The sequence below is a fragment of the Moraxella bovis genome, assembly GCF_002014975.1.
Classification (GTDB): Bacteria; Pseudomonadota; Gammaproteobacteria; order Pseudomonadales; family Moraxellaceae; genus Moraxella; species Moraxella bovis.
Genome location: NZ_MUXV01000015.1, coordinates 24,825 through 44,415 on the forward strand (window position 1 = coordinate 24,825; position 19,591 = coordinate 44,415).

The 19,591-nt window shown below is 44.7% G+C and carries 20 protein-coding genes, 4 tRNA genes and 1 pseudogene; 16 read left to right on the forward strand and 9 right to left on the reverse strand.

Features of this window, described 5'->3' with window-relative positions; genetic code table 11:
* Positions 1-94: 94 nt before the first annotated feature.
* From B0182_RS03935 to recG, 7 genes and pseudogenes are all read right to left on the reverse strand, one after another.
* Positions 95-385, reverse strand: coding sequence for a J domain-containing protein (locus tag B0182_RS03935; protein ID WP_078273692.1), 291 nt, complete (start codon positions 383-385; stop codon positions 95-97).
* Positions 386-400: 15 nt separating this feature from the next.
* A complete protein-coding gene (locus B0182_RS03940; protein ID WP_143821658.1) occupies positions 401-1,003 on the reverse strand; it encodes a phospholipase D-like domain-containing protein in 603 nt (200 codons plus the stop codon).
* Positions 1,004-1,011: 8 nt separating this feature from the next.
* A pseudogene (locus B0182_RS03945) lies at positions 1,012-1,251 on the reverse strand (phospholipase D-like domain-containing protein); the annotation flags it as partial.
* Positions 1,252-1,392: 141 nt separating this feature from the next.
* Entirely contained in the window at positions 1,393-1,875 is a 483-nt protein-coding gene (locus tag B0182_RS03950) for a leucine-rich repeat domain-containing protein (RefSeq protein WP_078273695.1), read from the reverse strand.
* A gap of 25 nt (positions 1,876-1,900) precedes the next feature.
* Positions 1,901-2,857: an NAD(P)/FAD-dependent oxidoreductase gene (locus B0182_RS03955; RefSeq protein WP_078273696.1), complete on the reverse strand. Its 957-nt coding sequence runs from the start codon at positions 2,855-2,857 to the stop codon at positions 1,901-1,903.
* A gap of 53 nt (positions 2,858-2,910) precedes the next feature.
* Positions 2,911-3,360, reverse strand: coding sequence for a hypothetical protein (locus B0182_RS03960; protein ID WP_078273697.1), 450 nt, complete (start codon positions 3,358-3,360; stop codon positions 2,911-2,913).
* Between the two features lie 38 nt (positions 3,361-3,398).
* Complete coding sequence (gene recG, locus B0182_RS03965) at positions 3,399-5,492, reverse strand: ATP-dependent DNA helicase RecG (protein ID WP_078273698.1); 2,094 nt, start codon at positions 5,490-5,492, stop codon at positions 3,399-3,401.
* 346 nt (positions 5,493-5,838) lie between these two features.
* Between recG and B0182_RS03975 the strand changes: the two genes are divergently transcribed.
* From B0182_RS03975 to B0182_RS03995, 5 genes are all read left to right on the forward strand, one after another.
* Entirely contained in the window at positions 5,839-7,062 is a 1,224-nt protein-coding gene (locus tag B0182_RS03975) for a type II secretion system F family protein (protein WP_078273700.1), read from the forward strand.
* Complete coding sequence (locus B0182_RS03980; protein WP_078273729.1) at positions 7,062-7,967, forward strand: prepilin peptidase; 906 nt, start codon at positions 7,062-7,064, stop codon at positions 7,965-7,967. The genes B0182_RS03975 and B0182_RS03980 overlap by 1 nt, the downstream gene beginning before the upstream one ends.
* A 47-nt stretch (positions 7,968-8,014) precedes the next feature.
* A tRNA-Val gene (locus B0182_RS03985) sits at positions 8,015-8,091 on the forward strand.
* 119 nt (positions 8,092-8,210) lie between these two features.
* Positions 8,211-10,979, forward strand: a complete 2,769-nt coding sequence (gene glnD, locus B0182_RS03990) for a [protein-PII] uridylyltransferase (RefSeq protein WP_112742508.1) — start codon at positions 8,211-8,213, stop codon at positions 10,977-10,979.
* A gap of 57 nt (positions 10,980-11,036) precedes the next feature.
* Positions 11,037-11,885 carry a WG repeat-containing protein gene (locus tag B0182_RS03995; protein ID WP_078273701.1) on the forward strand — a complete coding sequence of 283 codons (849 nt, stop codon included), beginning with the start codon at positions 11,037-11,039 and terminating at the stop codon, positions 11,883-11,885.
* 74 nt (positions 11,886-11,959) lie between these two features.
* Here the strand turns inward: B0182_RS03995 and B0182_RS04000 are convergent, their stop codons facing one another.
* Positions 11,960-12,991, reverse strand: a complete 1,032-nt coding sequence (locus B0182_RS04000; RefSeq protein ID WP_078273702.1) for an Lnb N-terminal periplasmic domain-containing protein — start codon at positions 12,989-12,991, stop codon at positions 11,960-11,962.
* Positions 12,992-13,133: 142 nt separating this feature from the next.
* On the opposite strand from B0182_RS04000, the gene B0182_RS04005 reads away from it, so the two are divergent.
* The 5 genes from B0182_RS04005 to B0182_RS04025 all read left to right on the forward strand — a co-directional run bounded on the left by B0182_RS04005 (position 13,134) and on the right by B0182_RS04025 (position 15,397).
* Positions 13,134-13,439, forward strand: coding sequence for a rhodanese-like domain-containing protein (locus B0182_RS04005; protein ID WP_078273703.1), 306 nt, complete (start codon positions 13,134-13,136; stop codon positions 13,437-13,439).
* Positions 13,440-13,572: 133 nt separating this feature from the next.
* Positions 13,573-13,649, forward strand: a tRNA-Pro gene (locus B0182_RS04010).
* Between the two features lie 43 nt (positions 13,650-13,692).
* Positions 13,693-13,769, forward strand: a tRNA-Arg gene (locus B0182_RS04015).
* 33 nt (positions 13,770-13,802) lie between these two features.
* Positions 13,803-13,878 (forward strand) — tRNA-His (locus B0182_RS04020).
* A 256-nt stretch (positions 13,879-14,134) separates the two neighbouring features.
* Positions 14,135-15,397, forward strand: coding sequence for a tyrosine-type recombinase/integrase (locus B0182_RS04025; protein ID WP_244893644.1), 1,263 nt, complete (start codon positions 14,135-14,137; stop codon positions 15,395-15,397).
* Positions 15,398-16,072: 675 nt separating this feature from the next.
* On the opposite strand, the gene B0182_RS14210 is transcribed toward B0182_RS04025, so the two are convergent.
* Positions 16,073-16,234, reverse strand: a complete 162-nt coding sequence (locus tag B0182_RS14210; protein ID WP_158079617.1) for a hypothetical protein — start codon at positions 16,232-16,234, stop codon at positions 16,073-16,075.
* Between the two features lie 240 nt (positions 16,235-16,474).
* Between B0182_RS14210 and B0182_RS04040 the strand changes: the two genes are divergently transcribed.
* The 6 genes from B0182_RS04040 (at position 16,475) to B0182_RS04065 (ending at position 19,494) form a co-directional block, all read left to right on the forward strand.
* On the forward strand, positions 16,475-17,293 hold the full coding sequence (locus B0182_RS04040) for a hypothetical protein (RefSeq protein WP_078273707.1): 819 nt from the start codon (positions 16,475-16,477) through the stop codon (positions 17,291-17,293).
* Positions 17,294-17,448: 155 nt separating this feature from the next.
* Positions 17,449-17,730, forward strand: a complete 282-nt coding sequence (locus B0182_RS04045; RefSeq protein WP_078273708.1) for a helix-turn-helix transcriptional regulator — start codon at positions 17,449-17,451, stop codon at positions 17,728-17,730.
* Between the two features lie 18 nt (positions 17,731-17,748).
* Positions 17,749-18,138, forward strand: a complete 390-nt coding sequence (locus tag B0182_RS04050) for a helix-turn-helix domain-containing protein (RefSeq protein WP_078273709.1) — start codon at positions 17,749-17,751, stop codon at positions 18,136-18,138.
* A gap of 4 nt (positions 18,139-18,142) precedes the next feature.
* Positions 18,143-18,406 carry a hypothetical protein gene (locus B0182_RS04055; protein WP_078273710.1) on the forward strand — a complete coding sequence of 88 codons (264 nt, stop codon included), beginning with the start codon at positions 18,143-18,145 and terminating at the stop codon, positions 18,404-18,406.
* 79 nt (positions 18,407-18,485) lie between these two features.
* Positions 18,486-19,241, forward strand: coding sequence for a hypothetical protein (locus B0182_RS04060; protein ID WP_078273711.1), 756 nt, complete (start codon positions 18,486-18,488; stop codon positions 19,239-19,241).
* Positions 19,234-19,494: a hypothetical protein gene (locus tag B0182_RS04065; RefSeq protein WP_078273712.1), complete on the forward strand. Its 261-nt coding sequence runs from the start codon at positions 19,234-19,236 to the stop codon at positions 19,492-19,494. The genes B0182_RS04060 and B0182_RS04065 overlap by 8 nt, the downstream gene beginning before the upstream one ends.
* The last annotated feature ends 97 nt before the right edge of the window (positions 19,495-19,591 follow it).

Below are 19,591 nucleotides of genomic sequence, written 5' to 3' on the forward strand. Positions count from 1 at the left end.
CAAAATACTCTTGCCAATCATCAATGCTACTGACCACTTGATAACTTTGACTTGCCTTAATCTCATCAATGATAAGTTTAAGATTATCCAGCTTTTAGGATAATTGACTTTTGATGAGTTTTAATTTGTCGCTTTGGCTGACGGTCTCTGAGCGAGCCTTAAATATCCCTTTTTGCAAATCATCAAGTATTCGCTCCACCGTTTTTAGGTCATTTTGTTCATAGGCTTGTCGCAACTCATTAAACACCGCCATTGCCACATCCTTTTGCTCGTCATTGACACGGTCGGGGTGGCATATTTGACTGGCTTTGCGGTAGGCTTGTTTTAGGCGTTTTTGTTCATCGGTATTTAGTTCATAATGCGTTTTGGCTTTTTCTTTGTCCAACTGCTCATTAAATGTTTACTCGTCTTGTTTGGCTTCATCGTAGGCATTTTGGTCGCCTTGCTGTTTGGCAAGTTGTTTTCGTAAAGATAAAATTTCACTGATTAAATCACCCAAATTCATGCTGTGCTGATGATTAAAATCGGCAAGCAATTTTTCTAATTCCGCCTTTTCGCTGTCGTATAAATTGATTTCATGTTCCAATAGGCGAATTTCTAATTTTAATGCCATTATATCCACATCTTGATAAATGACAACGCTGTGATATTTTTTGATAAAGTCATCAATTAAGCCAATCGCTTGACTAAATTGCAAAGACTTAATCGCCCCATAAATACTTGCAATATCTTGTTCACTGTCAAATTGTTTGAGTTTTTGATTTTCTTTGGTAATGTCGTCCAAATCTTCTAATATCACATAGTTTTTTAAAATTTCTAAGCGTTTGATGATTTGAGCGATGGGCAAAACAAGGTTATCATTGGGAATGGGCTTACCAATAATTTTATAAAACTGCCCATAAAATGCCTTTGCCAACATTGTATCTTGGCTAATGGTAATGTTTTCAAAATTATTCTTTTCGGCTTTTTTACTCCAATTAAATAACCCTGTAATCACAGTCATTTTATCAATCACACAAAATTTATACAAAATTTATGGTGCATTAGAGCTTGATTGCCATCGCCAATCCAATAAGTTTGACAATTTGCAAAATGATTTAATTCATCTTGGTTAATAGCGATTTTATCATTTTTATTGATACGGTCATTGGATAAGGCAAGCTGAATGCTAATGCCTGCACGGGCTTTTTGTAATAATACGGCAAAAATATCGGCACGAGTAAACCACGCCACCGCAATCACAATGCTGTGCTTGGCTTTATTTCATTCTGCGATAATATGCTGTGGGATATTGTCAAATAGGGCTTAGGTGTGCATTTTTGTCCTTAAAATATGATTTCGCAATTTGGGAGTTGCTGTTGTAGCCATTTAATATTTTGGGGGTGGATTGGGTTATGTTTCAAAGTAAGTTGTTAGATTTTTTAAATTAGCAAGTGATGTAATGTTTTGGACTTGGTTGTCGCTCAGCCAAAGATATGTTAATTGCGTTAAATTAGTAAGCGGTGTGATATCTTGGATTTGGTTCTTTGATAAAACAAGATGTTCCAATTGTTTCAAGTTAGCAAGCGGTGCAATGTCTTGGATTTGGTTTTCGTCCAGCCAAAGATATGTTAATTGCGTTAAATTAGCAAGAGCTGAGATGTTTTGGATTTGGTTGCGGCTCAAATCAAGCTCTGTTAATCCTTGCAACTGTTTTACATAGTGCAAACTTAGGTTTCTATTTAACCAATCAAAATCCGCTTGGTAATCATACGCTTTATTAAATTGCCGATTATTATCTTGCCAAAAATCCAAATCCAATCCTTTCCTTAACAATAAAAACTTCCACTCATCATCAAGCGATAGCCACCACGCCCACAATTCATCATCGTTCATCTGGCTAATGCCCTGAATTTTTGTACTATATAAGCGGTTTATTGGTCAGACCAATCAGCGATTGATGTGCCGATGTGCCTGCCAGCGTGCCGTCAGCGACCGCAAGCGTTACCGAACCGCCAAGCCGTGTGCTATCGCCACAGGCAAACACGCCGTCTATGCTGGTGGCACGCAAAGGCGACACTTGTAGGATTTTGCCAAGCGGTGTGTCGTCCATTTGACAGCCTAAGCTTTCGCCAAGAGTGCTTGCTTGCTCAAAATTGGGGGCGACCACAATCCCTGCAAAAGACAACAGCGTGCCGTCCGCTAGGCGGATATCGGCGTGGTTTTCAATGCAAGCAATGGCACGATGTTCAAGCGATACCTTGCGTGCCGTTAGGCGGGCGATGTCGTTGTCGCTTAGGGTAAGCCCGTTGGTCAAAAGCGTGGTGTGTCCCCAGTCGGGCAACATCAACGCACTATGCACCGACAGCTCGCCTGTGGCAATCACGCCGATGTTGCCTTGATTGAGTTCATAGCCGTGGCAATAGGGGCAGGCAAAGACCGACTGCCCCCACCGCTCACTAATGCCGTGAATGGCAGGCAAAATATCCTTGACCCCTGTCGCCAAAATCAGACGGCGTGCGGTTTTGCACTCGCCATTTTCAAGCGTTACCACAAAGCCATCGTCGCTTTTTTTGGCATTGAGAGCACGCCCATCAACCCAATCCACCGTGCGGTATTTTAAAAGCTGTTCTTTACCAATTTTGGCAATGTCACTGGCAAGCGTGCCGTCTTGGGTCAAAAAACCGTGCGAATGCGTGCCAAAGCGATTGCGTCTTTGGTTGTCGTCAATGACTAGTACACGCCGATAGGCTCGTGCCAATGGCAGACCTGCCGAAAGTCCTGCATAACTACCGCCAACAATTATGACATCGTATGGGGCATTTGTGCATTCTGGGCTTGGTGTGTTTGGGGCTGTTGTGGGTGTTTGTGCGTGCATTGCGTTTACCTTGTTTTGAAGTTTGTGGTTTTGTGGGGGTTATTTTTTAAAAGTCAATTTGGGTGCTTTTGTCGTAGCCAGTCAATGGCTTGGCGGTTAATTGGATTATATTGCAAATAAAGCCTTTTAATTGCGTCAAACTGGCAAGGGGGTGTAATATCTTGGAGTTGGTTTCTACTAAAATTAAGCTTAGTTAATTGTTGCAATTTTTTTAAATAATCAAACACCAATTCACGATTAAACCAATCAAACTCTGTTTGATAATGATACGCTCTGTTAAATTTCCAATCCTTATTGTGCCATAACTTCAATTTCAATCCGCGCCTTATCAATAAAAACCTCCATTCATCATCAATCCCAAGCCACCATTCCCACAGCTCATCATCACTCATCTCACTAATGCCCTTTACCCCTGTTTTGGCAAGGAGTTTATTGGTAAGACTTATCAGCGTATCGGTACGGCGTAGGGTCAGTCCTGTTTGGCTTGGAATTAGGTTTGACATGATTTTTCCTTTTTAAAAGGGTGATTTTAGCATAATACTTACGCCCCCACAAACTCCCCACTCTCTTTTAGCCATAGCCCTATCATCGCTTGGGTTAGGGCGGTTTTGTTGGGTTGATTGATGAGATGATTGGCAAGGTTTTGGGCGATGTGGAGCAGGCTCTCATCTCGCACGATGTCCGCCAGATAGTAGCCCATGTCACCCGTTTGGCGTTTGCCCAGTAGCTCGCCTGCCCCACGCAGTTCTAAGTCCTTTTGGGCGATGACAAAGCCGTCCGTGCTATCCCTTAGGATATTGAGCCTCTCGATGCCTGTGGGCGATAGGGGCATTTGGTAGAGTAGCACACAAAAGGACTTTTCTAAGCCACGCCCCACACGCCCACGCAGTTGGTGGAGCTGAGATAAGCCGAGCCGTTCGGCATTTTCTATCACCATAAGAGACGCATTTGGCACGTCCACGCCCACTTCTATCACGGTGGTGGCGACCAGTAGGTCAATGTCGCCTTGTTTAAAATCATTCATCACCGCTTGCTTATCACCCGCTTTCATTTTGCCATGTACCAGTCCTATCCGTATGTCCAACCGCTCGCACAAATCTTCATATAACAGCTCTGCCGACTGTGCGTCTAGGGCAGTGGACTCTTCCACGAGCGGGCACACCCAGTAGGCTTGTTTGCCGTTTTTGCAGTTGATGCGTATCCGCTCAATCACTTCATCACGGCGGTCTCGGTTAATGGTAACAGTGGTAATGGGCGTGCGGTTGGGCGGTAGCTCATCTATCACCGACACGTCCATGTCGCCATACATACTCATCGCCAGCGTGCGTGGAATGGGGGTGGCGGTCATGGCAAGCTGATGTGGGGTGCTGTTTGCCACGCCTTTACTGACGAGCTTCAATCGTTGCTCCACGCCAAAACGGTGCTGTTCGTCAATGATAACAAGCCCCAATTTGGCAAATGCCACACCGTCTTGGAACAGGGCGTGCGTACCAACCACGATTTGCACATCATTATTGATAATGGCACCTAAACTGGTATTACGTTCTTTGGCAGTCTGTTTGCCGGCAAGCCAGCCCACGCCAACGCCCATAGGTTCAAACCATTTTTTAAAATTAATCAGGTGCTGTTCTGCCAAAATCTCGGTCGGTGCCATGATTGCCACTTGCCAACCGCTGTCAATGGCATGGCACGCTGACAGACCTGCCACAAGCGTTTTGCCCGCCCCCACGTCCCCTTGCACAAGGCGGAGCATGGGCGTGCTGGTGGCAAGGTCGGCAACTATCTCGCTAACAACACGCTGTTGGGCGTTGGTTGGGTGAAAGGGCAGGCTCGCCACAAGCCTATCGGCAAGCGGACTGACACGCTGGCAAAAAGGGGCTTTGTGGGCGTGTAGGTTTTGCTTGCGGTACAAAAACACAAGCTGATGAGCGGTAAGCTCTTCAATGATGAGTCTTTGACAAGCAGGGTGGGTACGGTCTTTTAATCCTGTCAAAAGTGCCGTTTGGCTAAAAATATCCGCCTGTGGGTCAGGCAGGTGTATGGCGGTCAAGGCGGACAACAAATCGCCCTGCACGCTTACGCCCACGCTGTTAAAATCATCATCAGACAGGCAAGTTAAAGGCGTCTCACGAACAGCGTTAATCGCCATGCGGACAAGCTGACGCAGTTTGTTTTGGTGAAGTCCTTTGACGGTCGGATAAATGGGCAAAAGCCCACTTTCAAAGGTCTTTGTCCCTGTGATGTGGTACTCTGGGTGAGCCATTTGCACGCCATAGCGACTGACCTTTATCTCGCCAAATGCGGTGATGTTCGCCCCCACGGTCATGGTTTGCAACAGAGTCGGATAGGTTTTAAAAAACTGCAACACAACCATGCCAGTGCTGTCTTCTAGGCACACCGACAGCCGTCCTTTATTGCTCGCCACGTCCGTGATAACCCCTGCAATCATGCACACTTGCCCATTTTCTACCGTATTCATCGGCACGGTACGGCTACGGTCTTCATAATTGCGGGGCAGGTGCATGAGCAAATCAAAAATACGATGAATGTCAAGCTCGGCAAGTTTTTTTGCCAATGGCTGACCCACGCCTGCAAGGGCGGTAATGGGATATTGGGTGGGGGCAAGGGTTGTCATGGGCATTTGATCAAATATTTTTTGTCATTTTAAGGCTTATGGCATAAATTGACAAGAATTTATCTTTTGAAATGATAAATTTTAGTAAAACAATTACTCACCTAATCACATTTTTACGCCATTTAACCAAAAAAATAAACCGTTTATTTTTTTATGGCATAAACGGCAGTTTATACCCTACCAAAAACCACGAATGTTGTGCAAGTTTTGTGATACATTATTTACAATTTGATGACTTTTGGTGTAAAATGTCATTAGCATTACCCTATTTGGGGTTCATTTAAAAATACAATACGGCACATAACTTGCAACATCGCCAGCATTGGCAAAGCATGAAGAGAGACACATGGCAAAAGTAGCAACTGAACAGTTAATTGATTTTAAATACTCTGGCACCAATAGACGTGGGCAGAACGTCAAAGGCGAGCTAACCGCCAAAAGTCTTGAACTAGCTCGTGCTCAGCTTAGAAAGCAGGGCATTGTTGTCCAAGACGTTAGACAAAAATCCAAGCCCCTTTTTCAAATCAAAAAATCCATCAAAGCGATTGATATTGCTATTTTTGTGCGTCAGCTTGCCACGATGATGAAAGCCGGTGTGCCACTGACCCAAGCCTTTGAGATTGTGGCTGATTCGCTTGACAATCCCAGCATGAAAGAGATTGTATTAAAAGTTAAGGCTGACATCGAAGCGGGAAGTAACTTTGCCACTGCTCTGCGTAAGCACCCCAAATACTTTGATGACCTGTTTTGTTCATTAGTCGAGTCTGGTGAGCAGTCAGGTGCGTTAGAGACCATGCTTGAACGTGTCGCTACCTATAAAGAAAAAAGCGAAATGCTCAAAGCCAAAATTAAAAAAGCAATGAAATATCCGATTGCGGTTATCATTGTTGCTATTATTGTTACTGCCATTCTATTGGTTAAGGTAGTTCCAGTCTTTGCTGATATGTTTGCTGGTTTTGGTGCTGAATTACCTGCCTTTACCCAGATGGTCGTTAATATGTCTAACTGGATGGTTAAATATTATTTGGTATTTTTTATTGCACTAGCAATCCTTGTTGTGTCTTTTACCCAAGCTAAGTTGCGTAGCCAAAAATTTAGAAATTTCTTAGATAGATTGGCTCTTAAACTACCCATATTTGGTAATATTGTTTATCAAGCCATCATCGCCCGTTTTTGTCGCACCCTCTCCACCACTTTTGCTGCTGGCGTACCTTTGATTGACGCCCTAGATTCTACCGCAGGGGCAACCAATAATATTGTATTTTATGAAGCCACACAGCGTGTCAAAGAAGATGTCGCCACCGGTCAGCAAATGCAGTTTGCCATGCGTAACACTAACCTATTTCCCAGCATGGTACTTCAAATGGTCGGCATTGGCGAAGAGGCAGGTAGTTTGGAAGAAATGCTTGATAAGGCTGCCACTTTCTATGAGAATGAGGTGGACAATGCTGTTGATGGCTTAACCAGTTTGATGGAACCCATGATTATGGCATTTTTAGGCGTGGTTATTGGTGGTTTAGTTATCGCCATGTATCTACCAATCTTCATGATGGGCGATGTTATCGGATGATGAATTGCTTTACTTTTTTATCAGAAAATTTATATATAGCACTTGCCCTAGCTGGACTGCTGGGGCTTTGTGTTGGTTCATTCTTAAATGTGGTGATTCACCGTACGCCACTTATTATGAATCGTGAATGGCGTAAAGATACGGCATGGTTTTTAGGCACTCAATCCGACCTTAACCCCAAGCATGTCAACCCCATTCAAGATGTTATCGCCAATGACATACCCATTAGCCTATCCTTTCCGCCCTCTCGTTGTCCCAAATGCAACCACCAAATCCGTGCTTATGAAAACATTCCTGTATTAAGCTGGCTCATTCTATTGCGTGGTAAATGCTCTGGCTGTGGTAATCCCATTAGCATGCGTTATCCATCGGTGGAACTCATTACCGCCTTACTGTCCGTTTTGGTGATTTATACACTTGGGGCAAATATCGCAGGTGCATTGGGACTTATCTACTTGTGGATACTTATTACTTTAACTGGCATTGATTTTGATACTCAGCTACTGCCCGACCGTTTGGTGTTTCCGCTAGGCATGATAGGTCTTATGGCAAACACCCAAAATATCTTTACTTCGCTTGGCTCTGCGGTATGGGGCGGGCTGCTTGGTTTTTTATCCTTTTGGTCGGTTGCCAAACTCTATGCACTCATCACCAAAAAAGACGGCATGGGGGCAGGTGATTTTAAACTCTTAGGGGCGATTGGAGCGTGGCTTGGCGTGAGCATGTTACCCTTTTTGATTCTTGTATCTGCTGTGTTGGGCTCTATCGTGGGCGTGGTGTTGATGAGACTGCGTGGCGAAAGCCGTGCCTTTGCCTTTGGTCCTTATATCGCCATTGCAGGTATCATCGCCCTATTATGGGGCAACGACATCATGAGTTGGTATTTAAATATGTACAAAGTGTAAAAAGTGCTTGCCATTTAAAATTTATCTGTTATAATAGTACCACTTTTAGGCGTATAGCTCAGTTGGTTAGAGCACCACCTTGACATGGTGGGGGTCGATGGTTCGAGTCCGTTTACGCCTACCATATCCAGACCCCTTGAAATGCCTATATTTCAAGGGGTTTTTGCTTGTTTTGACAAAATTGCTTACAAAAATAAAGATAAATTTACGACAAATTTGACAAATATTTAGCCACTGATTGCCATGACCCAAACCAACTTACCCCCCTACACTCCCACCGCTTATAAGGCTTATCTAAATGAACTAAATGCCGATATTGATAGGCAGATTTGCAAGCAGGGCATACACGCCACACAGACGATAGACAGCCATATCGCTAGGCGAACGCAGGCGGTGGATGACATGCTTGTAAGCATATTTGAAGCATTATTTGAGACGGACAGCAAGCTTGGGTTATTTGCCATTGGTGGGTATGGGCGGGGTGAGCTGTTCCCAGCATCAGATGTGGATATTTTGATACTAGGCGATGACACGGACAGCCATCAAACCCAGATAGAAACGTTCGTGGCAAACCTGTGGGACATCGGCATAGAGCCTGCCATCTCGGTGCGGACAGTGAGCGACACGATGACTGCCGTCACCGAGCATACCGTGGCAACCGCCCTCTTAGAAGCCCGTTTTTTGGTCGGTAATGACACACTGACCGACGTACCAACCCTTGCCGTCAAAGAGGCGTGGACTACCAAAGCCTTTTTTAGTGCCAAGATGAGCGAATCCAAAGCCCGCTATCTTGCCCATAACGCCACCGAATACAACTTAGAGCCGAACATCAAGACCGCCCCTGGTACACTAAGAGATTTGCACATTATTTTGTGGCTTGGTAAGTTTTATTTTGACGGGGTGCGGGATTTTCATGATTTGGTTGAAGTGGGATTTTTAAGCCCTGAGAAATACGCCACCTTAGAGTCTGCCAAACGCTTTTTATGGTGCCTACGTCATCATCTACACACCCATGTCGCACGCCATGACGACCGCCTGCTCTTTGACCGTCAGCGTGTCATCGCTGTTAGCATGGGATTAGCACATGCCGATGATGACAACCGCCAAATCACGCACGCCTTAGAGCGACTCATGCGAACCTACTATCGCCATGCGATGACCACCGCCAGCCTCTCCGAGCTTTTGTGCGCGTATTTTAATGAAAACTATCTAAACCCTGAGTTTATCACCACGCCCATTGATGAGTATTTTTATGCCATCACCGAACAGGCAACCCCCATTGACTCATCCCTACACCAAGACGGACTGGCAAAGGACGTATTCATCAAGCAAGGCAAACTACCAAGCCACGACCCCAAGATTGCCGTGCATGACCTACACGCCTTTGACAAGAATCCCGCCCTACTACTTCGTATCTTTTTGGTCATGGGACAACAAGGCATTAAAAAAATCAGTGCCAACACCCTGCGTGCCATCCACCTTGCCACGCCACTCATTGATGATGACTACCGCCAGCACCCTGCCCATCAAGCCCTATTTTTGGCAAACCTACAAGAACCCAACTACCTATTTCATCGCCTACGCCTGATGAAACGCTTTGGCGTGCTAGGCTCATACCTGCCTGCCTTCGGTCAAATCATGGGGCTTATGCAGTATGATTTGTTTCACCGCTACACCGTGGACGCTCATACCCTGCTACTCATTCGCATTTTGCACCGCTTGACGGATGTGGATAATGAGATTTATCAGCAAAAATTTGACCTAGTCAGTCAGATTTATAAACAAATCCACCGCAAAGACATACTGGTCATCGTCGCCTTATTTCATGACATCGCCAAAGGACGTGGGGGCGACCACAGCGAACTCGGGGCGATTAATGTGTATGAATTTTGTACATCGCACGGCATGACCGAGAGCGACAGTCAGTTTGCGTCATGGCTGGTGCGTGAACATCTGACCATGTCGCTCACCGCCCAAAAGCAGGATATCTCCGACCCTGATGTCATTGCTCGCTTTGCCCATTTTGTCGGCAGTGTCAGCAGGCTAAACCACCTGTATGCACTGACCGTTGCCGACATGAACGCCACCAACAGCGAGCTGTGGAACTCATGGCGAGCCAGTCTGTTAAAACAGCTTTACATCAGCACCAGACGAGTGCTAAACCTTGGCATGGGCGTCGTGGACAAAGACGTCTATATCACCGGTCGCAAGAGCAAAGCCCAAGCCCTACTGACCGACATCGACCCTACCACCTTGCACGCCCTATGGGACGAGCTGGGTGATGAGTATTTTTTAAAACACAAAAAACTCGACATCGCATGGCAAAGCCGTGTCATCTTAGAACAAAAATCCGCCATCCAAGACGCTCGCCCCATCATCGCCATTCGCTCCCACACCGATTTGGCACTGGACGCCATTCAGCTATTTATCTGCACCCCCGACCGTGATGATTTGTTCGCCATCAGCGTGTGCGTGCTTGACCGCTTTGGCTTGTCAGTGCTGGATGCGACTATCGTCAGTGCCACCATCGATGGCGTGCCGTCTGCCCTAGACAGCTATGTACTCATTGACCGCTTTGCCAAACGAGATGAGCATGGCACGCTCATGAGTGATTTTCTGACCGCCAGTGACAGACGGGACGAGCTTGTGAGCGAGCTTAGCCAAGCACTCACAGGAGATGCTCCTAAGTGTCAGATAGCCGGTGCCAGTTTTGGTTTTAACTTGACTTTAAAACACTTTAACGTCCCCACGCAGGTACACATCGAGCGTGCCACCCCCTTTGCCCATCAAGATCATCACGCCCTATCACTCATCACCAAAGACCGTCCTGCCCTACTTGCCAAAATCGGGCAAGTTTTCTCAAAGCTCGGCGTGGCGGTACATGGGGCGAGAATCACCACCCTAGGCGAGCGTGCCGAGGACATCTTTTATCTGTCTGACAAAGACGGCAGTTTGCTTGATGATGATAAAATTGAGTCACTCAAAGTGGCTTTGATTGAAATTTTACAATAAGTCAAGTACAATAAATCCGTTTTTCCATTCATTGCTTTTTCTCATTTGGAATCATTCATGAACACTTCTTTTTTTACCCCGTCCATCTCTCGCCCAAAGCTTGCTCTATGCCTTGCCCTATCCGTTTTTGCCACGACAGCCGTCAACGCAGAAGACAACGTCGATTCGGACGATTACGCTCTCTTCGACTTATCAGAAGACATCGACGCCTGCGAAGATGACACCAAACTGCCGACAGGTTTTAGCTACAAAGAGTACACCAGCGACTGTCAGTATAACGAAAACATGACCGTCATCACCGATGGTACGGTGTATGGCTTTGCCAACAAAGATGGCAAGGTCATCATCCGCCCCACCTTTGAAGACGCTCACGACTTTGATGAAGGGCTTGCCTTGGTCAAACAGCAAGGCAAATACGGCTACATCAATCCCAAAGGCAACATCGTCATTCGCCCTACCTTTGAAGACGCATGGAGTTTTTGGGAAGGACGTGCCAAAATCACCCAAAACGGCAAATATGGCTTTATTGACAAAAAAGGCAACATCGTCATCAAACCCAGCTTTGATGAGACAGGCAACTGGTTTGAACAGGGCTTAGTGTCAGTCAAAATCAATGACAAATGGGGCTTTATGGACAAAAACGGTCAAACCAAAATCGCCCCCACCTATGACTATGTCGAAGATTTTAGCGAGCAATTAGCTCTGGTTGCCAAAGACACGGGCAAAACTGACAGTGATGGCGACCCCATTTGGCAATATGGCTACATCGACACCAAAGGCAAAATCGCCCTACCCATCAAATACGATTATGCCAGCAGTTTTACCGAAGGCTCTGCGATGGTCATTGCCGATGATGAGATTTATTTTATCAATAAAAAAGGCGAACGAGTCGAGCCTGAATTATAAGACTGTTTTTGTAAAAATGGGTAAGATAAACACTTGCCCATTTTCTTTTTGATTTGACAAATCGTTTTTTGTAATTAATGTGGCAACTCTTTTCTAATCAACGCCGAATATTCTTGCGATGAAATATTACCATGATTACCCAGATGAGCCACTTTGGGATTGGCAAAGGCACTCTTTTTCCAAACAGTCAACTCATGCTTATTATCAATCACTCCTTTATCATACAAATAATCCGCCAATCTGCCCGAAACGATAATGCGATAATCCATCGGCACATCATCAATCTGACTTGCCATTTTATAAATAACCGTGGTACAGTTACTAAATAACGAGTGATAAAATTTAGGCGTGTCATTTAAACGATGACCATAATCCAAATAAGTCAAAAACAGATTTTTTATTTTCTCTTTATCATATAAAATAGGATAAAGAGAAACCTGCTCATTTCTGATATTGGTGCGGGTATAAATCAAATCCCGCTCATCGCCTGCAATGATGGACAAATCATACATTCTAAAAAATCCGCCAATCGTTGAAAATTCCTCGCCAATCTCTTTTCTTGTCTCCACCGAAAAAACAAGCCTGTCGGTATTACCTGCCCCATCATCAAAGCCAAACGACACCATAATATGGGCAATATTGTCATTACCCCATGTCGTGCTAATCATATCAAGGCTTGATAGGTGATTTAGGTCATAAGTGCGAGTATCCCAAAGCTCGGTATAAGTGTCGCCATGCCAATCAAAATCACGCACGTTATTTATGGTAATGATGTTATTATTTTGAGTATAAGTAAATTGATGACGAAATTCATCTTGCCACACTCTGTGATTGCTAGGCTTCATGCTAAAAAACCAAGCAAACACAATACCAACAACCAATCCAAAAATGCGTATAGAATAATAACTTAATTTATCAACAATAAACTGATTGGCAAATTTTTCAATATAACCATCAGGTAAAATTGCAATGATGGATAATAATAAAATAAAGCCAATGATAATATACGTTAATTTGCCCAAAGGCATATGCACCCACAATGCCAAACACGTCCATATCGCCAACAAAATAATCATAAAAGCATATAACATAAAAAGTTTGGTCATGGTTTGTCCTTAACATTTTTTATAAAATGGCTGTGGCAAATAGTAAAATTAAGCGGTGTTATTGAGATGATAATAAAAACGAGATGTTGCTATCATACCCCAAATTTGCTAAACTTGCATTTATTTTATTTGGAAAATTATCATGATAAAAACCCAAGCCATCGCTGATTTCACCCCTGATGAAAAATTGACCATTTGGGACGTACGAGATACTGACAGTTATCAGACAGGGCATATCGCCCATGCCATCAATATACCGATTGAGCATATCAATGCCGAGACACTCGCCCAGACCACAGGCGACATTTATGTGTTGTGTGGCGGTGGCACCAAGGCAGGGCGTGCGTGTGAGCTATTAGAGAGCCTTGACCCGAGCCGTACCTATATCCATCTGACAGGTGGCACTCGTGGGGCGAAAGCATTAGGCTGGACACTCATTGAAAATTGATTTATTAAAAAATATTCAAAATCAATATCTTACAAAAATTTTTAAAATTTTTTAAAATAAATGATTGACACCGCCCAAAATTACGCTATAATACGCACCACTAACAGCGATGACACATCGCAAATTGGTAAATCGGGGCGTAGCGCAGCTTGGTAGCGCATCTGCTTTGGGAGCAGAGGGTCGGGGGTTCAAATCCCTCCGCCCCGACCATTTAAAGCCTGTTTGGGCTTTTTTTGTTAGTATCGTAAGTTGAGCGCCTGTAGCTCAGTTGGATAGAGCATCCGCCTTCTAAGCGGGTGGTCGCAGGTTCGAATCCTGCCAGGCGCGCCATTTGCCTGATTATGAATGGCACATCTCATTATGGTGGGTATAGCTCAGTTGGTAGAGCCCCGGATTGTGATTCCGGTTGTCGTGGGTTCAAGTCCCATTACTCACCCCATATTATTGTCCGATAGGGTTCTATGAAGTCATAGAACCCTATTATTTTTCTAGCTTTAAACAATTTTATCGTTCGTATCAGTTCGTTAAAATCCATTGCAATCCGCTTATTTTGTTGGTATTACAGTTCATTTTCCTATAATACCAACAATTTCACTCCAAAGGCTTGTAGATTATGGTTTTAACCGATACCGCTATTAAAAAAATTAAAACCTAGTGACAAATGCACTCCCACACGCCCAGACAAATACAGCGACATGGGCGGTTTGCAATTATGGGTAAGACATACGGGCGTAAAATCATGGGTGGTGGCTTATCGCTATCATGGCAAACAGCAAAATATCAGTATTGGGCTGTACCCATTTGTAAGCCTAGCAGATGCAAGAAGTGAGCTTGCCAAAATCAAAACCGACCTATCACAAGGCATCAACCCCAAAGACGAACGCCAAAAATCCAAACAACAACAAAAATTAGACTTCCATCACTTTGCTAGTTTATGGCTAGACTACCAGCAAGCACGAATAACGCCCCAAACCTACAAAAGGGACGCTAACGCCTATCACAACCACATCAAGCCCATTTTGGGCAATATGGACATTTACCAAATCAAATTATCCGACATTTTGGCGGTGCATGACCGTTTAGCCATCGCAGGTAAGGCAAACATGGCACATAAGGCGGTGAGCTGGATAAGTGCCATCTTTGAATACACCATCATCAAAGGGTTAGCCCCCAACCTATTAAACCCCATTCCTCGTGGCATTCATAAATCACTCATTGAACACAAACAAACCAATTACCCACGCATCAAAATCACAGAATTACCCCAATTACTGCACGACATTGATACCGCCAATTTAGAACCGATGACCCGTTACGCCTTCTATGTCATGGCTTATACTTTTGTTCGTACTAATGAGCTGTTTGGCATGAGATGGGCGGAGCTGGATTTTTATACCTGCCTTTGGCGGATACCAGCCGAACGCATGAAATGCCGTAACCCCCACATCGTACCGCTTGCCCCACAAGTGATAGAGATACTACAAACCATCAAAGAATGGGGATTGTCTGATGAATATGTGTTTTTTAGTAACCGCAGTAAACAGCGTAACACCCTATCACCCAACGCCCTAACCACGCCCCTAAAACGCATGGGATACGCTGGACGAATGACAGGGCATGGCTTTCGTGGGCTTGCCAGTACATCGCTTTATGAAATGCAATACAACCCCAAAGCCATTGAGCTACAACTCGCCCACGTCAGTAAAGACAAAACCGAACGGGCTTATAATGATGCTGAAATGCTACCCAAACGCATACAGATGATGAGAGAATGGGCAAACATCATTGACGAAGTCAAACAAGGTAATTTCAAAACCTACCAAAACCGCTTAACGGCTGATGGCACTACCGACCAATTTGCCATATTCCTAGAACGGCTGAGCAAAAAAGGAGCGGACATTCATGCCGAGATTGCCACCCACCAAGCCGAATTGCTAGAAATCAGAGCCATGCAATGAGCAACACGCCTGCCACCCACACCACATCAAGGGTGGCAGATAACCCTAATGGCATTAAAAATACGATGAGCGGTATAAATGATTAAAAATACAAATCAAACAATATATATTTATTGATAAAGCATATGTAATGTTATAATATAACATAGTTAAAAAAAATTGCCCCCGTGCAAAACTAATTAAAGGCATGGGGAAAAGCCCAAAAAAACACCAGAGAACCTATAAAAAGAAAGAAAGAATATTTTTTATTTATTTTTATATTTAAAGGTTTTTACCCACCCACCGCCACGCCTGCCCCACAGAGCGACCGACACACCATTTAACCGCCCCACTCACTCACAGCCGACCCCCTTTCCCAATCAACTGCCCACCGCCCATATTTAAGCCAGCCTTGCGTACTTACTTTTTTTATGGAGAAAATCGCCATTTTAAGCACACTTTTGGAGAAAATCACCCAGCATGACACGGATTTACACGAACAAGACGGAGAAAATCAACGCACCAGCCCACCAGTATTTTTTAAAATGCACCCCCAAAACCTTACCAAATTATCTAAGTTATTCAAAAATCACCCTGTAAGCCTTATACCATAAGGGTTTAAAATTTGGTAGGCACTTTCTAAGTTATTCTAAGTTTTTGCAAATCACCGCCCAACCCACTCAAACCAGCCCCCACCTACCAGCCACGCCACCACCACCCAAACCCTTGCCACATCAAGCGATGAGCAGATTTTATCAGGTGTTTTACATGGCTTTTATTCATGTGGAATAACTTAGAAAACCGCCAATAACTTAGAAAATTGCCAAAGCCCACCGCCATACCTGCCACCCACGCCATTTGATGTGGTGTAACCATTCGTTACATCACAGCACACCGCCACGCCTGCCACCCACACCATTAACCGCCCTACCCACCACCGCCAATCATTCCCATACCGTCCGATATTGACAAACGGGCATATTATGGCTAATATGGCAAAAGTGGGCTAGGAGTAGCTACCGAAAAGCGTTTATTTTTCATGCCTTAAAACGCACCGCCCACCACTCATTTATCCGCTAAGGCATGGTAAGGCATGACATGAACCACACCGAATGGGAAAACATCGCCCAAGAATTTAACCCGTATGATGATAAAACGCTCATGGATTATCATTGTGATGGCATGAATGTCGTTTACATTGTTGGCATGATACTGGACTTTTTTATCAATGTATCCCTACCAAAGGATTACCAAGTACAAATCAACTATTGTATATCCGACATTACTGCCATTTGTGCAGACATCGCCCACCAGCTAAACCCTGATAGCGATGATTTAAACATGGTTGAGCTGTTTGGCTATTTATCGCATACCACGCTATTTAGCCCTGCCCTTGATGATTTATTTGCCAACATCGCCCAAGCCAACCCCCAGCCCTTGCCCACGCCTGCCGTACGCCAAAGAACGCTTGAACTTCTATCATTACACCTTGCCATGAAATATTTTTCCAGTAGATTTTATGAGCAAAAACAGCCCTTTTATGCCCTATGCCTTGCCAATAAATCGCTGGAAGTGCTAGGCGGTGCAAAGCATTTGTATGGTTTATCACAAAATAGGATATTAAAATTTGGCTTATTATCCGATAATGACAAAGCCAGCATTCACAAGCAAATCCAGCAAGAGCAAGGCAAACAACACGCCCTAAAAGCCACCGATCCCCAAAGACAGGAGCGAAAAGCATTAGGCGAAAAGTATTTACACATCATGCAAGAACATGGATTTAAAACTTACGCCCAAACCGTTAGGCATATTTTTAAGCATGACAACCGAGAAAATAAAACCTATGAATGGATAGAAAGTGCATTAAAACAAGCAGAAAAAGACCGTAAAGAACGCCTAACCACCCAAATTGAGTGAACACAGAAAATGTAGGACCCCCCTATCACCCCTAATCACCCCCTTACTGATGTCGTATGGGGGTGTTTTGTTGCCCCTACCAATCACAACGCCTACAATACGCCCACAAACTCAAACAACCGTTATGGTTCAATCACGGAAAAAAGGCGTATATCATGACCCCAAAAACCAAACCACCTACCACCCCACACACCAACGCAAAGGGCGACATTTTCCCCCGTCAAGGCATTAGCCGACTTAAAACGGTGTGCATGATGACAGGACTATCCAAAACCACGATTTACGCATGGGTCAAAGTGGGTAAATTTCCCCCACCCGTCAAGCTATCCCCGAGCGTAACCGCATGGCGTAACAGCGATGTCCTAGACTGGATAGACAGCCTAGAACAGGCGGACGACCTAACCAAAACGCCCTACCACAGCACCACCAAGCATTAAACCAATCGGAGCTATCGTATGCTACCCATTACCCACGCCCACAAAAACCGCCAAAATTGGCGAGTTTTAGCCTGTTTATTGGACGGTATAGATGTCCATGTTAAATATGCCGTGAACACCCTAAACATCATTAGTCTAACTTCTCGCATTGCTGAGCTTAGAAAAATGGGCTTTATCATTGATTGGCGGTGGGAGATTACCCCCAATTCACGCTATAAGATATATTTCATCAAAGACAAGGAGAAAGCAAAAACCCTATATCACGACATCATCACGGGCAACAGCCCCCAAAAGACCGCCACGCCTGCCAAAACCCCAAAAGACAAGGCAATCACAGGCAAAGCGACCAATAAAACCACCAAACCCAAACTCAAACGCCAAAATAATGGCAAACCCATAGGAAAATGAACCCATGACAGACCAGACCTCAGCCATGACAACAGAGCAGGCGACCAAGTGTTACAGATTATTGGAAAAATTGGATACAGACGCACGATTTAGATTTGATGAAATGAAAACCATTTTTAAACTTGATGAACCTAGTGCAAAACTTTTGCCCAGACTTCAAGAATGGGCGTTTAACAATGCAATATTTTTTAATAGGCATATCCATGAAGTAATGAACACCTTAGAGCCTTATTGTGATTTACCAGAGAATGGCGACCACCCTTTTTAATCGCCCCACACCGCAGGCGTGAGCCAAACCGCCACGCCTGCCCTCAAACCCATATAATCCACACAAAAACAGGTAATACATGAATATTTTTAATCTTATTAACTTAAATAGTGAAAATATTTCACTTGAAAAAACCCCAAGCGTGGGCGACAATACCGCCACTACTAAACTAACATCGGCAAAGCCAAGCCGTCATACATTGGCTATTTTTACGCCTGCTGTTTGCCATGACAGCACCACAGGCGTAGAGCAATCGTCATTACTGGATAATCAAGAATTATCACAAGTTTATGGCGGGTTGATAGGGGCAAATACAACACCTGTTACAGGAAATAACCCCAGCCGTATGTTAGCGGTAGTTGAGACCTGCCACCCTTTATGTGGGGTAGCGAAATCCACTAAACTAACAGGAGTATTCCCCATGAATACACATGCCCCACATAGTACATACCATGCCACCCCAAACACCACCGACATCACCGCCCCTGCCGTGCCTACCTGTCCACCCTGCAACCGCCAAAGCACCGCTATGGCAAACATCACACAGGGCTACAACCCACGCACCACCGCCACGCCTGCCACCAGCGTTAACATTCCCATAGATGTCTATCATACGGACATTTTGGACGAGATAGAGACCATTAAAGTTACGCTACACAATCTTGCTGGTGCTTTTTCCGCCCTGCACTATGCCAACCTAAGCGAATGGCACATTAAAAGCATTGCAGGTAACGCCCTATATAGTGCTACTGATTTGGAATATCTTGCCGAATGCCTGCTGGATAAAGCCAGCCAATACCTACCCAACCACTTACAGGGGGCAAGTCATGGCTAAGCACACCACCCACCCAAACGACCGTATCGGCGTATCCAAGCATGATATGGAATGCCATGCCGATGAATTTGTGATGGCAGAGCAAAACTTTTATCTACTCTCAGAGGCAGTAGAGCTACTAAAACAGCATAAGGACGATGTTACGGGGTTTGCCACGCTATGCCAGCTAATCCAGCAAGCATGCTACAACATGGCAAATAACACCAAAGACAGCAGTAACACCCTACTAGCCACCACCGAACACCGCCCGTAGCCCCCTACAAGGCAACGCCCCCAAAGACCATTTACACCACATTTGGGGTAAATGGTTTTTTGTTTGGTGGCACATCGTCATCATTCACAGGATACAA

Excerpts from the sequence above, each read along its gene's own strand:
- B0182_RS04050 (WP_078273709.1), top strand. The coding sequence starts at position 17,749 with ATGCTACCCATTACCCACGCCCACAAAAACCGCCAAAATTGGCGAGTT.
- B0182_RS03950 (WP_078273695.1), bottom strand. The coding sequence starts at position 1,875 with ATGAACGATGATGAATTGTGGGCGTGGTGGCTATCGCTTGATGATGAG.
- B0182_RS03940 (WP_143821658.1), bottom strand. The coding sequence starts at position 1,003 with ATGACTGTGATTACAGGGTTATTTAATTGGAGTAAAAAAGCCGAAAAG.
- recG (WP_078273698.1), bottom strand. The coding sequence starts at position 5,492 with ATGACAACCCTTGCCCCCACCCAATATCCCATTACCGCCCTTGCAGGC.
- B0182_RS04025 (WP_244893644.1), top strand. The coding sequence starts at position 14,135 with ATGGGCGGTTTGCAATTATGGGTAAGACATACGGGCGTAAAATCATGG.
- B0182_RS04000 (WP_078273702.1), bottom strand. The coding sequence starts at position 12,991 with ATGACCAAACTTTTTATGTTATATGCTTTTATGATTATTTTGTTGGCG.
- B0182_RS04005 (WP_078273703.1), top strand. The coding sequence starts at position 13,134 with ATGATAAAAACCCAAGCCATCGCTGATTTCACCCCTGATGAAAAATTG.
- B0182_RS03975 (WP_078273700.1), top strand. The coding sequence starts at position 5,839 with ATGGCAAAAGTAGCAACTGAACAGTTAATTGATTTTAAATACTCTGGC.
- B0182_RS03955 (WP_078273696.1), bottom strand. The coding sequence starts at position 2,857 with ATGCACGCACAAACACCCACAACAGCCCCAAACACACCAAGCCCAGAA.
- B0182_RS04065 (WP_078273712.1), top strand. The coding sequence starts at position 19,234 with ATGGCTAAGCACACCACCCACCCAAACGACCGTATCGGCGTATCCAAG.
- glnD (WP_112742508.1), top strand. The coding sequence starts at position 8,211 with ATGACCCAAACCAACTTACCCCCCTACACTCCCACCGCTTATAAGGCT.
- B0182_RS04045 (WP_078273708.1), top strand. The coding sequence starts at position 17,449 with ATGACCCCAAAAACCAAACCACCTACCACCCCACACACCAACGCAAAG.
- B0182_RS04040 (WP_078273707.1), top strand. The coding sequence starts at position 16,475 with ATGAACCACACCGAATGGGAAAACATCGCCCAAGAATTTAACCCGTAT.
- B0182_RS03980 (WP_078273729.1), top strand. The coding sequence starts at position 7,062 with ATGAATTGCTTTACTTTTTTATCAGAAAATTTATATATAGCACTTGCC.
- B0182_RS14210 (WP_158079617.1), bottom strand. The coding sequence starts at position 16,234 with ATGGCGTGGGTGGCAGGTATGGCGGTGGGCTTTGGCAATTTTCTAAGT.
- B0182_RS03995 (WP_078273701.1), top strand. The coding sequence starts at position 11,037 with ATGAACACTTCTTTTTTTACCCCGTCCATCTCTCGCCCAAAGCTTGCT.
- B0182_RS04055 (WP_078273710.1), top strand. The coding sequence starts at position 18,143 with ATGACAGACCAGACCTCAGCCATGACAACAGAGCAGGCGACCAAGTGT.
- B0182_RS03960 (WP_078273697.1), bottom strand. The coding sequence starts at position 3,360 with ATGTCAAACCTAATTCCAAGCCAAACAGGACTGACCCTACGCCGTACC.
- B0182_RS04060 (WP_078273711.1), top strand. The coding sequence starts at position 18,486 with ATGAATATTTTTAATCTTATTAACTTAAATAGTGAAAATATTTCACTT.